General features: G+C 48.1%; 12 protein-coding genes and 1 pseudogene. 12 read left to right on the top strand and 1 reads right to left on the bottom strand.

Annotation, left to right across the window (positions count from 1 at the left end; all coding sequences use genetic code 11):
* Window positions 1–16: 16 nt before the first annotated feature.
* From P0X86_RS16600 to P0X86_RS16550, 11 genes and pseudogenes are all read left to right on the top strand, one after another.
* Window positions 17–919 carry an ABC transporter permease gene (locus P0X86_RS16600; RefSeq protein WP_015735498.1) on the top strand — a complete coding sequence of 301 codons (903 nt, stop codon included), beginning with the start codon at window positions 17–19 and terminating at the stop codon, window positions 917–919.
* 12 nt (window positions 920–931) lie between these two features.
* Window positions 932–1810, top strand: a complete 879-nt coding sequence (locus P0X86_RS16595; protein ID WP_015735497.1) for a carbohydrate ABC transporter permease — start codon at window positions 932–934, stop codon at window positions 1808–1810.
* Between the two features lie 152 nt (window positions 1811–1962).
* A complete protein-coding gene (locus P0X86_RS16590; RefSeq protein ID WP_249732721.1) occupies window positions 1963–3582 on the top strand; it encodes a sensor histidine kinase in 1620 nt (539 codons plus the stop codon).
* 3 nt (window positions 3583–3585) lie between these two features.
* On the top strand, window positions 3586–5304 hold the full coding sequence (locus tag P0X86_RS16585; protein ID WP_277745906.1) for a response regulator transcription factor: 1719 nt from the start codon (window positions 3586–3588) through the stop codon (window positions 5302–5304).
* Between the two features lie 645 nt (window positions 5305–5949).
* Window positions 5950–7215 carry an FAD-binding protein gene (locus tag P0X86_RS16580; RefSeq protein WP_277745905.1) on the top strand — a complete coding sequence of 422 codons (1266 nt, stop codon included), beginning with the start codon at window positions 5950–5952 and terminating at the stop codon, window positions 7213–7215.
* 301 nt (window positions 7216–7516) lie between these two features.
* A pseudogene (locus P0X86_RS16575) lies at window positions 7517–7722 on the top strand (zinc-binding dehydrogenase); the annotation flags it as partial.
* Between the two features lie 120 nt (window positions 7723–7842).
* On the top strand, window positions 7843–8394 hold the full coding sequence (locus P0X86_RS16570) for a dihydrofolate reductase family protein (RefSeq protein ID WP_277745904.1): 552 nt from the start codon (window positions 7843–7845) through the stop codon (window positions 8392–8394).
* A 127-nt stretch (window positions 8395–8521) separates the two neighbouring features.
* Window positions 8522–9103, top strand: a complete 582-nt coding sequence (locus P0X86_RS16565) for a dihydrofolate reductase family protein (protein WP_277745903.1) — start codon at window positions 8522–8524, stop codon at window positions 9101–9103.
* 238 nt (window positions 9104–9341) lie between these two features.
* Entirely contained in the window at window positions 9342–9815 is a 474-nt protein-coding gene (gene tnpA / locus P0X86_RS16560) for an IS200/IS605 family transposase (RefSeq protein ID WP_277745902.1), read from the top strand.
* A gap of 657 nt (window positions 9816–10472) precedes the next feature.
* Window positions 10473–10859, top strand: coding sequence for a DUF1259 domain-containing protein (locus P0X86_RS16555; protein ID WP_192571805.1), 387 nt, complete (start codon window positions 10473–10475; stop codon window positions 10857–10859).
* Between the two features lie 302 nt (window positions 10860–11161).
* Window positions 11162–11359: a hypothetical protein gene (locus P0X86_RS16550; protein WP_277745901.1), complete on the top strand. Its 198-nt coding sequence runs from the start codon at window positions 11162–11164 to the stop codon at window positions 11357–11359.
* Between the two features lie 154 nt (window positions 11360–11513).
* Here P0X86_RS16550 and P0X86_RS16545 read toward each other — a convergent pair whose 3' ends face one another.
* Window positions 11514–12356 carry an AraC family transcriptional regulator gene (locus P0X86_RS16545; RefSeq protein WP_277749045.1) on the bottom strand — a complete coding sequence of 281 codons (843 nt, stop codon included), beginning with the start codon at window positions 12354–12356 and terminating at the stop codon, window positions 11514–11516.
* A gap of 116 nt (window positions 12357–12472) precedes the next feature.
* Between P0X86_RS16545 and P0X86_RS16540 the strand changes: the two genes are divergently transcribed.
* The gene (locus tag P0X86_RS16540; protein ID WP_277745900.1) at window positions 12473–14725 is read left to right on the top strand and encodes an FAD-dependent oxidoreductase; all 2253 of its coding nucleotides are present in this window, start codon (window positions 12473–12475) and stop codon (window positions 14723–14725) included.
* The last annotated feature ends 27 nt before the right edge of the window (window positions 14726–14752 follow it).

The following is a 14752-nucleotide window of genomic DNA, read 5'->3' as shown; positions in this document are numbered from 1 at the left end:
AAACGGGTGATTTATTATGCAAAAAAGAAGCTGGAAAAGGGAATTGCCTCTGCATGTAATGATTTTGCCGGGTTTTCTTTTTTTGCTGGTATTCAATTACCTTCCCATTGGCGGAATCATTATTGCGTTCCAAAAGTTTATACCGGCGAAAGGTTTGTTCGGCGATCAGGACTGGATTGGTCTGCGCAACTTCGAATATGTAATGAACCTGCCCAACTTCGATAACATCATGTGGAATACGTTTTATATCGCGATGATGAAAGTCATTCTAGGACTGCTTGTGCCCATTGTGATTGCGATTCTATTAAACGAGGTCCGGCATATGGCATTGAAGAGAGGAGTGCAGACCGCGATTTACTTGCCCCATTTTTTATCCTGGGTAGTATTGGGCGGAATCTTTATCGAAATTCTGTCACCGAATGACGGCTTGGTCAACCGGGCGCTTCAATCGTTCGGGATTGAACCGATCTTTTTCCTTGGGGACAATCGGTGGTTCCCAAACACCATGATTTTGACAGACGTATGGAAAGAGTTTGGATACGGAACCATCATCTATCTGGCCGCGCTTACAAGCATCAACCCGAACCTGTACGAAGCGGCGCAAATCGACGGAGCGAGCCGTTGGAGGCAGACGCTTCACGTGACGCTGCCGGGGATGCAGATGGTTATCGTATTGCTTATGGTTCTTAATTTGGGGAATTTGCTGAATGCCGGATTTGACCAGATTTTTAACATGTACAGCCCGATGGTATATGAAAGCGGGGATATTCTCGATACCTTCGTGTACCGCATCGGACTGCTGGATGCGCAATTCGGGGTTGCAACCGCAGTAGGATTATTCAAGTCCGTTATCGCGCTTGTTCTCGTGTCCGTCTCCTATTACATCGCGTATAAAGTTGCGGACTACAGGATTTTCTAAGGAGGGACCGATATGCCTGTAAAAAAGAGGCTGGATTGGTTTGTTGTGTGCAATAGTATATTCTTGATCGCAGTCGGAATGCTGTGTTTGATTCCGATGATACACATCCTGGCCGTGTCATTAAGCTCCAGCGCTGTCGCTGCAACAGGAACCGTAACCTTGTGGCCGAAGGAATTTACGTTGAAATCCTATGAATTTGTCGCACATCGTTCAGCCTTTTGGCAATCGATGCTCGTTTCCTTGGAACGCATCGCATTGGGAGGGACGCTGAATCTCGTTTTGATCGCTACAGTCGCATATCCGCTTTCGAAAGAAAAGGGAGAATTCCGGCTGCGCACCTTTTATTCATGGGCCTTTTTTATTACAATGATATTTGGGGCCGGATTAATTCCGACGTATATGGTTGTCAAGCAGCTCGGGTTGATCGACACGATCTGGGCGCTGGTCTTCCCAACTGCAATTCCTGTATTCAGTGTCATTTTGCTGTTGAATTTTTTTCGAGCAGTGCCAAAGGAACTGAGTGAGGCCGCGTTTATCGATGGTGCCGGACATTGGCGAACGCTGTGGCAGATTTACGTTCCGGTATCCTTGCCGGCTCTTGCGACCATTCTGCTATTTTCACTGGTCACGCACTGGAACAGCTGGTTCGATGGGTTAATCTATATGAACGATCCCAGCCATTACCCGATCCAGAGCTACATTCAGACGATCGTCGTTCAGCGCTCGTTAGCCACGATGACGCCGGAAGAGGCCAAGCTCATGGCGGACATTTCGGATAAGACGCTGCGTTCGGCCCAGATTTTCCTTGGAGCTCTGCCGATCATCTGCGTGTATCCGTTCCTGCAGCGTTTCTTTGTCAAAGGAATTGTACTCGGGAGCGTGAAAGGATAAACACGAAAGGCCGACCTCGTTTCCCGCAATAATAATCGTGAATAAGGGAGGGAGGGCAGATCAAGAACAGCATTTTCGCACGATTGATCGCGTCCTTCTTATTGGCGATCGTCCTAATTATTTTCTTGGGCATCTATTTGTACAATTGGAGCTTGAACACCGTAAAAAATGAAATTATTAATTCTTCGACCGCACAGGTTTCGTTCTACCTTACCAGCCTGGAGGAGGAGATCGAACGCATTAAAATTTTGCAACACGAAAGCTTGACTGATGAATACCTGGGCAAGCTCGCGGTACGTTATTCCATCATGGACGAGTATGAAATCATGGAAAGCATGCGAAAGCTCCATCAGCGTCTCGTCACTATTCATAACAGCAGCTCCTACACCTCGAATGTAAGCGCACACATATTACCGATTCAAAAAACCATTTCCTCCACGGCTACCGTAAGTCCGATCGATATGGACAAATTCGATCAGATTCGCGTTCCGGCGGGGGAAACTGGCGCGCAGCTGGTACAATACAAGAATAATCTTTACATAACCACTCTTCATTCCGGAAATGCCGGCTTGCCTCAAAAGTACATGATCGAGATTGAACTGGATACGGCGGCGTTTCAAGAGGCGTTGGGCCAGTTTCATACCTACGACAACAGCGGATCCTTTTTAATTGATCTCACGCACGACATCGTCATTAGCGGCAAAGGTAACGATGCAAATGTACGCTTACAAGATTTGGCGGGAAACTACCATGAACTGAAGAACGGGAACGTCACATACAGCAACATAAACGGTCAGAAAATGTATGTGGTGTCTGTCAAATCGGAATATTTGAATATGCTCTTACTGCGTTATATTCCCCAAGAGCTCATCTTTGTGCCGTTGCAGGATTTTTATATCTGGCTGTGGGTATTCACCGGTGCAGGCGCAATGATTATGTTGTTTTACTCTATCTACACCTATAACTTAATTCACAAGCCCATGCGTAAGCTTGTCGGATCGTTCCGACACGTCGAGAGCGGAAATTTTAACGTTTCGATCCACGTAAACAGCAAAAACGAGTTCGGTTATCTTTATCAAGGCTTTAATTCCATGGTACAGAACGTATCTGCTTTGATCGAGCAGGTATACAAGCAGAAAATTCTAAACCAGAGAGCGGAGCTAAAGCAATTGCAATCGCAAATTAGTCCTCATTTTTTATATAACAGTTTGTTTTTGATTAACACGATGGCCAAACTAGGGGACGATAATTTAATCCCGTTTACTAAGCTGCTGGGCGATTATTTTCAGTTTATTACAAGAAATGCTTCGGATTTTTTGCCGCTGCGTGAGGAAGTGGAGCACGCACGGACCTATAGCGAGATCCAGTTCATGCGTTTTCCAAGCCGGCTGACGATCCAATTTGAAGATCTTCCGGATGAGGTCAAGGAAATTCAGGTGCCTAGATTGATTCTTCAACCGATTCTTGAAAATGCATTCAAATATGCTGTGGAACAAACCAAAGTCAAAGGCTTGATCACAATGCGCTTTCAGCAGGACGACCACGCATTGCGTATAATCGTAGAGGACAACGGAACGGATCTGTCGGAGTCCAAATTATCCGCGCTCCAAAAGCTCCTTTACGATACGTCCAATATCGAGACCTCAGGTCTGATTAACATTCATCGCCGGCTTCGCTTGATATATGGTGACGAACACGGCCTGATTTTGGAACGAAGCGCAATGGGCGGCTTGAAGGTGACGCTGCAACTTGACCCGAAAGCGAGTGTGTAAGGGATGTACAGACTCCTGATTGTCGATAACGAAGAGATTATAGTGAATCATCTTTATGAAATTTTTCGAGGATTTGACCATTTGGATCTCGATGTCTATAAAGCATATGGGGGAGAAGAAGCCATCGAGTGGCTCAACCGTACAAGAATTGATATCGTGTTGACCGATATCGACATGCCCCACATTGACGGTCTGCAGCTCATGGAGGAGATTTTTCGAAGCTGGCCTCAGTGCAGAGTGATTTTCTTGACAGGGCACAGTGAATTCAGATATGTATACAAAGCGATTCAGTATCAGGATGTCAGCTATATTCTGAAGACCGAGAATATCGACAAAGTGATTCAGGTGGTTGAAGAGACCGTATCAAAAATCCGCCAGGAAATCAAAACGGAAGATCTGATCCGGGAGGCCAAAGAGCAAATTAACATTGCGCTGAATTTGTTTCAAGAAGATTATCTTCTAGGCATGTTAAAAGGCAGCCGCGGGTTACAAGCCAGCCAATCACAGTTCGAAGAATTGTCGATCCCGCTGAATGTTAAGTGGCCGGTTGCCCTGGTCGTGGGCAAGATCGATAAATTCCCCGACTCTACCGGTTATATGCAGAAGATGCAGCAAATCTATGCCGTACGTCAAATCATGCATAGGTACTTAGCGACCCGTGTCAATTTTGTGATTGTGCTGGATGATAGTCGCAGATTCGTGATTTTTATTCAGCCTAAGGAGTCGTTGTCCGCTACCGGTACTGAGAATGCGGAGACGATCCTACAGACGTTCAATAAAACTGTGTCGTTCCTTAAAGGAATATTGGAGGTCATCCAGTCGGCATGCCAGGAAAATATCGGACTTCCGATCAGCTTTACAATCGGCAGCCAAGCGGATGGGTGGGAATCGGTTTCCAATAAGTATCACTCGCTCCACCACTTGCTCAATTACCGGATCGGACTCGAAAATACAGTTCTTCTGATCGACGATGTGGTTAGTCATGATGAACCCGATGAGGCAGGCAATGTTCAGGGTTTGAAGGAAGAGGATCTCGAAGGAGAAAGGCTTGCGCGGGTGCTTAAGTCCAACGATCTTTCGCTTATCGAGCAATATCTGGAGGCAGGACAAAGGAGTAAGTATTTTGAAGCCTTGGAGCTGCTTCTTGGTCCTATCAGAGACGTTCGCACGAAAAATAATGCTTTTGCCCAGGAAATTTATTACACTGTGTCCCTGTATTTGATGTCCTATATCAATCGATGGTCACTCAATGAGAAGATTGAAGCTCAGTTGGGTCAAAACAGACTGATGCGGATCGATTTTTTTGACAGTTGGAGCGAAGCTTCCTTATATTTGACGGAGTTATCGTCTGTGTTGTTCGACTTGCAAAAAGTAGAGCAGAAAAAACGCGCGGATCATATCATCGATTTTTTGCAGGAATTCATTCGGAATCATTTGGATGAAGACCTGTCGTTGGTGCGATTGGCGGAACAAGTATATTTGAATCCGTCATATTTATCCCGTATCTACAAACAGGAAACCGGAAACAATCTGACGGAGTTTATCGACTCCTCCCGTCTTATGCAAGCGAAGCGTTTACTTCATAGCGAGAATCTCCGAATCGGTGAAGTTGCCCGCCGTGTGGGCTACGAAACCGCAACCTCTTTTACTCGTTTTTTCAAAAAGGCTACCGGCTGTTCACCGCAGGAATACAAGGAAAAGCATATGATCCAAAAGCCATAGCCGGCATGCCAGCGCTGATTCGAAACATGCCGATTCTTATTCTTGACGAGGGCACCTCGGCTGTGGATATGCAGACTGCTATCAAATTGAAACGACAAAATGCCCATGCTTGCAACTACAAGATCAGAGTTCCCGGATACTATCGATGTGGCTCGCTGAATGAATCGCCACAATACCCCTGAAATGTCATCGAGAAATCAGGATCATAAGAATAATTTTGAGATGATAGAAGAGGGAACAGAAGCTAGCTTACTCGACAACCATGAGAAATTACTATTTTGCCGGGCACAAGAACATAATCCCATTAAAAGTCGCTAATTTAGCGGCTTTTTTTCGGTACAAGTTCTTGGCCTGAGCCAAGGACAAGAACATCGTCCGGTTGCCGATCAGATAAGTTTCTAACTACGGATTCCATGCAATTTCATTATGCTAATGGGCAGGAAAGCGGGGCGCTATGCCGAATACCTAGTTTTAAGTTGATTTTCCTGTAAGGTAATGGTAAATCAACACAAAGGTGCGATAGCCTCTGTTCGTGAAAGTTTATGAGTACCGTTTGACGGAAGTGAGGAGTATTTGGATAATCAGGTAAACCAATGATCAAATAGATTCAGGACAAAAACCAGCATATGAAATAGGAGCGTACATATGGGAGATAAACTGAACTGGGCCGGGAATTATCGCTACTGTTCGATGGAGTTGCTTGAGCCTAAAAGTCTAGCAGAAGTTAAGGACCTAGTTGTTAGCCGCACAAGCATTCGCGTGCTTGGCTCGCGCCACTCTTTTAACGGGATTGCCGACACCGGGGGCAGCCATCTTTCGCTTCGAAAGATGAATCGGGTAATCGATCTCGACCGTGTACAGGGAACTGTAACCGTCGAGGGTGGCATTCGGTATGGCGATCTGTGCCGCTATTTAAATGATCATGGCTATGCGTTGCATAATTTAGCATCGCTGCCGCACATAAGCGTGGCTGGCGCCGTGGCGACAGCCACGCACGGCTCGGGCGATCTGAATGCAAGCCTGGCGTCTTCTGTACGTGCTATCGAGCTAATGAAATCGGATGGAGAAGTTACGGTACTCACGCGCGGGATAGATCCCGAGTTCGATGGGGCGGTTGTCGGACTCGGCGGACTTGGAGTCGTCACAAAGCTTAAACTGGATTTAGTACCCTCGTTCCAGGTAAGTCAGACCGTATATGATCGTCTTCCTTTTTCTGCACTGGATCACGGCATAGACGAAATTTTATCTTCCGCTTACAGTGTCAGCTTGTTTACGGATTGGGCAGAGCCCATATTCAATCAAGTGTGGGTAAAACGAAAGGTGGGAATAAACGGGGAGGATGAGATATCTCCCGATTTCTTCGGGGCTTTGCCAGCTCCGGAAAAACGGCATATGGTAACTGGCCAATCTGTGGTGAACTGTAGCGAGCAGATGGGCGCTCCTGGACCATGGTATGAACGGTTGCCTCATTTCCGCATGGAATTTACCCCCAGCGCGGGCAACGAACTGCAAAGTGAATATTTCGTTCCGAGGCGTCATGCGATCGAGGCAATGCGTGCGCTAGGAAAACTGCGTGATAGAATTGCGCCTCTGCTCTATATCTCCGAGATTCGAACAATTGCATCGGATACCTTCTGGATGAGCCCATGCTACCGGCAAGACAGTGTTGGTTTTCATTTTACATGGAAGCCGGATTGGGAGCGCGTGCGCCAATTACTTCCGCTTGTAGAACGTGAACTCGAACCGTTTGGAGCACGCCCACATTGGGCGAAACTGTTTACGATGGAGTCGGAAATGATACAAGCTCGGTATGAGCGGTTAGCGGATTTCCGTCATCTGCTACTTCGATACGATCCAATAGGGAAGTTTCGAAATACGTTTCTGGATCATTACATTATGCATAGATGTTAAGGATTAATCACCATTTTAGAAAAAGTGATGTAATGGAATGAAACAAAAATGTTAATATGTTGCATTCGCTAAGACCTCCAACACTGAAATATAGGGTTGGGGGTTTTTGGATGGTAACATAATATATATTCCGTTAACTTCTTCAATAGTTAAGGAAAGAGGAAACGTATGGATATACAAAGTATCTCAGAAATGATAGATACAGATTGGCTTCGTACCCTATCAAACAACGATCTTCACTCTGAAAAAGGAATCGTTACGAACTGGTTCTGCAATTCGATCGGTTCGGTTGACAAGAATTGTTTGGGTATTCATGTTCACACGCTCCACCTATCAGACAGCCGATATGATAGAGCAGCATAAACTCCTTAATAAAGTCGCACGTCTCGTGGGCCAAGGTATCATAGGACGACCATTGCACAGAAGTTGGAGTCGATCAAAGCGGAGAACCTGCGTAAAGCGCACGTTCTTTTGGAGACAGGCCGGACAGTGGGCAAAATTGTTTAATTTACTATCCTCCATTTTACTAAAGTTGTATTCGGTCTGGCCCAGACTGTTCATATCAGCAATCTATGAGAAACATGGCCTGCTTTTGGATGATAAAATGTAGGCATAAGGAGGTTGCATATGGGACGTATAATCCTGATGATGAATGTGACACTGGACGGTTGCTGTGACCACACGCAGGTAATTGCGGATGAGGATCTCCACCAGTATACGATGGACTTGATGGACGAGTCGGATGGTCTGCTTTTCGGACGTAAAATCTACCAGTTGATGGAAAGTGCTTGGCCATCCATTGCCAGCAGCGGCGACGGACCTCAGTTCTTGGTCGACTTCGCGCGGAAGCTCGATCGGAAACCCAAGTACGTCTTTTCGCGGACGCTGGATCACGTGTCGTGGCAGAACTCTTTCTTGTTGAAGGGGCCTGTTTCCGAGGAGGTGCCGCGACTTATGGCAGAAGGGAAGAACCTAGTCGTTAACGGCGGTCCCGGACTCGGGTCCACCCTGGCAAAACTAGGCTTAGTGGATGAGTATCACTTTCTGGTGCAGCCCATCGTTGCCGGACATGGCCCCCAATTATTGGGAGGAGTTCGTGATCGACTGAATCTGAAGCTGACCGAGACCAAGCCTTTCGGCTCCGGCGTCGTCGTGCTCCACTACACGCCCGTTCGATAATACTGCCTGGCTGATCACCGCGGCTTGGCGCTGCTATACGAGCCATAATACATTTGTCGGCTGCTTCGTTTATATCACAAGGAGTGCAAATTCAGAAGACATACTTGGTCTGGCTGGAAACTGAAAATTGGAGGGCGTTATGGAAATGGCTAAACTGATCTATGCAGCCAACGTTTCTTTGGACGGTTACATTGAGGACGAACACGGCAATATCGAGTGGACGATCTCCGATGACGAGGTATTTGCGTTCTGGACTGACTTCGAGCGGCCGATTGGCACCTACCTATACGGGCGCCGATTGTACGAGTCGATGGTGTACTGGGAGACGGCGAGCGCCAAGCCCAGTGATCAACCAGAGGTAATACGGGAATTCGCACAGATTTGGCGAGCAGCTAAGAAGATCGTGTTCTCCCGGACACTTCTGGCGGTTTCAAGCGCCAGGACTAGGATCGAGCGCGAATTCGATCCTGAAGCGATCCGGAGGCTGAAGGAGTCTTCAGGAGCCGATATCACGATTGGCGGCCCCGAGCTTGCTGGGGAGGCGATGAGAGCGGGACTGATCGACGAGTGTCATCTGCTTCTTAATCCGATCGTCTTGGGTGGAGGTAAACGAGCATTGCCGGACAACCTCTGTATGCGGCTCGAGCTGCTCGGTGTGCGCCACTTCCCAAGCGGCGTTGTTCATCTTCACTACCGCATGATTGTCTGACAACGGCGCTAGATTGAATACAAGAGATGTCATGTTATCAGATACCGGTATGGCGATAGGCTGATATAAACAAAGTCGCGCAATGTGCGGCTTTTTATTTAGGCTTTAGCCAGTTGAGCACGCGAAGCGTGCGAAACATAAAACCACCTGCTATGCGGGTGGAGGAATCAAGGGTTACACCAATAAGACCATTCCGATAACATTGAGATGTTCAGGTTCAACGGAAGGAATGGTCTTAATGGCAAACAAGAATTATAGCTTAGCTCACACGAAGTGGATGTGCAAATATCACATCGTGTTCACCCCGAAGTATAGACGTAAAGAAATATATAATCAAGTGAGAAGAGACTTGATCGAGATCTTCAAGCGTCTATGTAAATATAAGGGAGTGGAAATCATAGAAGGTCATATGATGCCAGATCATGTGCACATGCTGGTAGCAATACCTCCTAAAATAGCTGTATCAACATTCATGGGATATCTGAAGGGAAAAAGTGCGCTAATGATCTTTGAGAAGCATGCCCAATTAAAGTATAAGTACGGGAATCGAAAATTTTGGGCGGAAGGCTATTATGTAAGCACAGTAGGATTAAATGAAGCAACCGTCGCTAAGTATATTCGCGAGCAAGAAGCACATGATCAAGCAATAGATAAGCTGAGTGTAAAAGAGTATGAAGATCCATTCGGTGGTAAAAGTAGCAAAAAGAAATAAACCAGTTTAACTGGTAAGTGGAAGTGACAAATAACACTGAGCCTGAACAGATTTGAGGTCAGGCTAGCGTCTTTAGGCGCAGTTTGGCAACAGGGGGTTATACCCCAAGTGCAAACCACCCGTTGGACGGGTGGTTCTGATTTGTGCATAAAGCATCACGTTGGCAGGAACGATCACAAACCCACGATGACCTTGTTACTCGTAATCATGTCTATCGTGCTCGATGTCACGCATGACGAAGACCCTGCCTGCATAATTCAGGTGGGGTCTCTTCATATGAATTAATATATAGGCGTACCCCCACTGAGCTTATTGATCAATGGTCTCCAAAACACAGCCTAATCAAAATCTTCTCTTTCGCAAGTTTAGCGTAATAAAATAAATGGTATCCGTGGGCTGCTGTACGTATCGCGTTTCTCCGATGCGGCATTAGACTATATCAGGACTTCAGGGCGAATGCCTTGAACCTACAAATGTCTAGTCTTCAGTAGGAGGATATATCTGTGCCGCTCAAAAAATAACCCGTTGGCTATTCCCCCGATTCTAATGCCGAAGCTCAGCCGAGCCAGGGGTACCTATTACGAAGTGAAAATGAATCAGGTCAAGCAAAAGCAGTTCCGGAATCTGCTACGCTTTTAAGGAGGAATTCGGTTGAGCATGAGTAGAAATGAACGTATTTGCGGAAGGTTTGCCAAAATCATTGGAGGAACCCCCGGATTTGCAGGCGGAAAATGCGTCGCAACCATTTCGCGCAATCGAGTAAAGGCAACGATTTTAAAGAAAAGGTTTATGTTAACCTCATCATTCTCGTTTGAATCGTTAAATGCTGTGACTGGTAGAGCGTTGTGTTTGGGAAGAGTTGCCCTGTTGCAAAAGGAAACGGATCGGTTTATCGCAAGCCTTCTTAAACAGGGCATCATCGTTTCGTCCATTCATAACGAATGGCTGTTCGAGCGCCCCAGATTGATCTATGTCAACATCGAAGCGGTACAAAAGCCGCTCATTTTCGCCAGAAAAGTCAGAAGAGCGCTTGACTTGCTGTAACCACTAGGCTCGCCTCCGCTTGGTCAGTTTAGCCGTGGTGGCTACTAGATATAACAAAAATCCAACTACACCGAAGCGCGTGGTACCGCTTTTTAGTTGTTCTAGAAGGGGGAAGAGCAAGTAAAGCCACCTGCAATGCAAGCGGCTTCGCTCTACCAGTTCAGGACAGAAGACCGAGAGTTGAAGGATCATCTGTCCCAGTTTTGTATCCGTCTCACATACACTGCCTCATGTGGCCTTGCAAGCAATAAAAATGATTTGAAACGTTGATGAACAAAGGGATGAAACGGATATACAGGCAAATGAGGAATTCAAAATGGAAGAAGGACTGGAAGACATTACTCAATAAAATCGTACAGTCCCTTCATCCGAATCGGCCGCTAAGCATCCCCGTCTCCCTAAGCGAAAGAGACGATGCGTGGTGTCTGACAACGGTCAAGGCATACCACTGCCGCAACAGGAAGAATATCTTCGAGCGGTTCATCCGCGGCGAGAACTAGAAGCATGCCGTTCCCGGCCTGGCCTTCGCCATACGTTCGCAGGCAGTTGGCTCAAGCTCAAGGCAGGCTGCTATCGGTTATGGAAAGCTCGGAACAATGAAGTCTATTTGTCCTGTCGCTTCCTACTATTGAATAGAGGGGATTGTTGCAGGCATTAGACCCGGTTCGTTTTCCGGTAAGCGGAAGGACTGACTTTCATCAGCTTCGTGAACACGCGGCTGAGGTAGAAGCCATTGTTGAAGCCGCAAGCTAATGCGATCTGTTCTAAATTCAGATGGGTATCGACGAGCAAGGACTTTGCTTGCTCCAGCCTAATATGGCTTAAATAGCGCGAAGGAGTCATCCCCACGCTTCGTGTGAATCTGCGGGTGAGCTGAACGGGACTGATGCCCAGCTCGTCCGCTAGCAGCAGCATGCTCATGTCCTTATAGGCGTTTTGCTGGATATAGAGCCGAGCCTGCTCCATCAGAGGATCGGCAGGTTCTTTGTCTACGCCAACCACGCCGGCCGCTATCGACTGCAAACAAAAGAACCAAATATCGTTCAGCGCATGGTTTTGCCAATAGCTCCGCTGATCGATCTCCGCGGCAGCTTCGTCCTGCCTCTTGAAATATCTCAAATTATCGGCAAACCTCTCCTTATGCGCGACTGTGGGCTTGTAGGCAGAAGCCGCTAAACGATGATGGACGTCCTGCTCTGCCTCTTGCCCTGCAACCGCATCTCCCGATATAGAGCCCAACGAAAATCCGATGAAATGAAAGGACGGCGCATGGATAACGTCGCGATGAAAATCGACGCCCGGTGGGCAAACGATGACGTCGCCTATCTGCGCCACTCCCTCGCTGTCGCCGATCCCATAACGGAAGCTGCCGCCCTCCACAGCAAATAGAACCCAATGTCCGTAGGTGTCCACGCTGTATTGAAATTTCTTCTTATGATTCCAAAAGACATGATGCATTAGGCTAGGATATAGGATGGGGCTTCGATTCAACATCATCACCGCAATCAGCTCCAGAATGAAATAAAGTATATGCCAATATGATAGCGCAGTGCATGTTAAATAACGACCCCCTCGATTAAGATGATAGTAATTCTAGACTTGGGGGGATTCGATTGAAGTTTGAATTCGTAAAATCCGACATTACCGTTATTGGTGGAGGATTGGCCGGCGTATGCGCTGCCGTTGCAGCCGCTCGTCTCGGCCAAACCGTGTCGCTCGTGAACAACAGACCCGTACTCGGAGGCAATTCTAGCAGCGAGGTACGGGTGTGGGTATGCGGCGCTACGGCGCATGGCACTCAGCGTTACGCGAGAGAAACCGGCATCATGGGAGAAATGTTCGTCGAGAATCAATACCGGAACCCGGATGGAAATCCGTATTTATGGGATCTCGTAGTACTCGAGACGGTCCGAGCTGAGCCGAACATTGCTTTGTTTCTCAATACGGATGTGCACGAGGTCGAAGCGGAGGGCGCGGAGGAGGAGCGCACCATTAAGTCGGTCACGGGCTGGATGATGGGCTCCGAGCGGAAAATCCGGTTTGAAAGCGATATGTACATAGATTGTACAGGAGATGGCCTTGCGGGTTTCCTGGCAGGCGCTAAATACCGGATCGGCCGCGAGGCAGCAGAGGAATACAACGAGGACTGGGCTCCGGAGACGGCGGACGATATTACGCTTGGCAGCACGCTCCTGTTCTATACGAAGGAGGCCGATCGGCCGGTCAAATACATTCCGCCGAGCTTTGCGAAGGACATTACCCAAACGGCGATCCCGATGAAGCGGGTCATTCGCAGCGGCGACTCAGGCTGCCACTATTGGTGGATCGAATGGGGCGGCGAGCTGGATACGGTGCATGATAATGAACGAATACGCGATGAGCTCTGGTCGGTCATTTACGGGGTATGGGATTATATCAAAAACTCCGGCAATTTCGATGCCGATCGCATGACGCTGGAATGGGTCGGATCGCTCCCTGGCAAACGGGAGTATCGCCGATTCACGGGAGATTATATGTTGAACCAAAACGATATTATCGCGCAGGAGCCCTTCACTGATCGCATCGCCTTCGGAGGCTGGTCGATAGATCTTCATCCGCCGCAAGGCATGTATTCGACAGAGAGCGGTTCAAAGCATTTATTTTCGGACGGCATCTATCATATTCCATTTCGGTGTCTGTACTCCAGCAACGTCAGCAATCTGATGTTCGCAGGCCGCGATATCAGCGCAACTCACGTCGCATTCGGTACCACGAGGGTAATGGCAACCTGTGCGGTCATTGGCGAAGCAGCCGGAAGCGGTGCCGCACTGTGCGTGCAGAAAGGGATATCGCCGCGTGCGCTGCACCGTGACCATATGAACGACCTGCAGCAGACGATGCTCAGGCAGGATGCGTCGATTATCGGGATCGCGGCAGACGACCCTAACGATCACGCCAAGTCGGCCCGTATTACGGCATCCAGCACAATGACCAAAGTTTCGCTGACGGACTCAACCTATACGCACCCGTTGGATAAAGAACTGGGCATCCTGTTTCCAGTGAATCCCTCGCTTGAATCGGTGAAGCTGCTGATCGATGCGGCAAAGGCTGCTACTCTTGAAGTGGAGCTGTGGCATACGGATAAAGGTGAAAACTACGTGCCAAAGCAGATGGTAGCTGAAGCATCGGTGTCAGTAGCCGAAGGTACCGGGCAATGGGTTAAGCTGGACTTATTTTGGCAGCCCGATGCAGCCTGTAATGCATTCCTTATTATTAAGGCGAACGAAGCGATTCAGCTGCACGGATCGGATTGTCCGATGACCGGCGTGCTGTGCTTTGAGAAGGGGCCAAAGCCGATCGTCTCTACGCTTTTAGAGGATCGTCAACCGGATCAGCCGGTCGTACAGTGGAGCATGCGCCGTTGGAACCGCAAGCCGCTGTGTCTGCAGGTTACGCCTAATACGGAAGCGTACGCTGCCGCAGCGGTGACGGACGGGTATATTCGGCCGTTTGCCGGTCCGCATTTATGGATGTCCGAGCCGATGTCTCCAGGCAAACCGGAATGGCTGCAGCTGGAGTGGGCTGAAGTGCAATCGATCGCCGAGATCCACGTCACCTTTAACGACGACGTTAATGAAGATTTAATCAATTTGCACCATCATCGCACGGCTTTCGAAGCGATTCCCGAGCTCGTCCGATCTTATCGGATAGAGGCGCTCATCGGTGAGGAATGGGTTACACTGGCTGAAGAGAAGCACAACCATAAGCGCAAAAAAGTGCATAAGCTAAGCCGTTCCATCTCGTCACATACGATTAGACTATGGATCAACGAAACGAACGGAGGACCACGCGCGGAGGTTGCCGAAATAAGAGTTTATGCTATATAATGGAATAAAATAAATGATAGCGCTTAC

It is taken from the genome of Paenibacillus sp. BR1-192, from assembly GCF_029542445.1.
Classification (GTDB): domain Bacteria; phylum Bacillota; class Bacilli; order Paenibacillales; family Paenibacillaceae; genus Paenibacillus_AQ; species Paenibacillus_AQ lautus_A.
This window is presented reverse-complemented; position numbering and strand designations above follow the sequence as displayed.

Coding starts and splice junctions, on each gene's coding strand:
- P0X86_RS16600 (WP_015735498.1), top strand. CDS start 17: ATGCAAAAAAGAAGCTGGAAAAGGGAATTGCCTCTGCATGTAATGATT.
- P0X86_RS16595 (WP_015735497.1), top strand. CDS start 932: ATGCCTGTAAAAAAGAGGCTGGATTGGTTTGTTGTGTGCAATAGTATA.
- P0X86_RS16585 (WP_277745906.1), top strand. CDS start 3,586: ATGTACAGACTCCTGATTGTCGATAACGAAGAGATTATAGTGAATCAT.
- P0X86_RS16580 (WP_277745905.1), top strand. CDS start 5,950: ATGGGAGATAAACTGAACTGGGCCGGGAATTATCGCTACTGTTCGATG.
- P0X86_RS16570 (WP_277745904.1), top strand. CDS start 7,843: ATGGGACGTATAATCCTGATGATGAATGTGACACTGGACGGTTGCTGT.
- tnpA (WP_277745902.1), top strand. CDS start 9,342: ATGGCAAACAAGAATTATAGCTTAGCTCACACGAAGTGGATGTGCAAA.
- P0X86_RS16555 (WP_192571805.1), top strand. CDS start 10,473: ATGAGTAGAAATGAACGTATTTGCGGAAGGTTTGCCAAAATCATTGGA.
- P0X86_RS16550 (WP_277745901.1), top strand. CDS start 11,162: ATGAGGAATTCAAAATGGAAGAAGGACTGGAAGACATTACTCAATAAA.
- P0X86_RS16545 (WP_277749045.1), bottom strand. CDS start 12,356: ATGATGTTGAATCGAAGCCCCATCCTATATCCTAGCCTAATGCATCAT.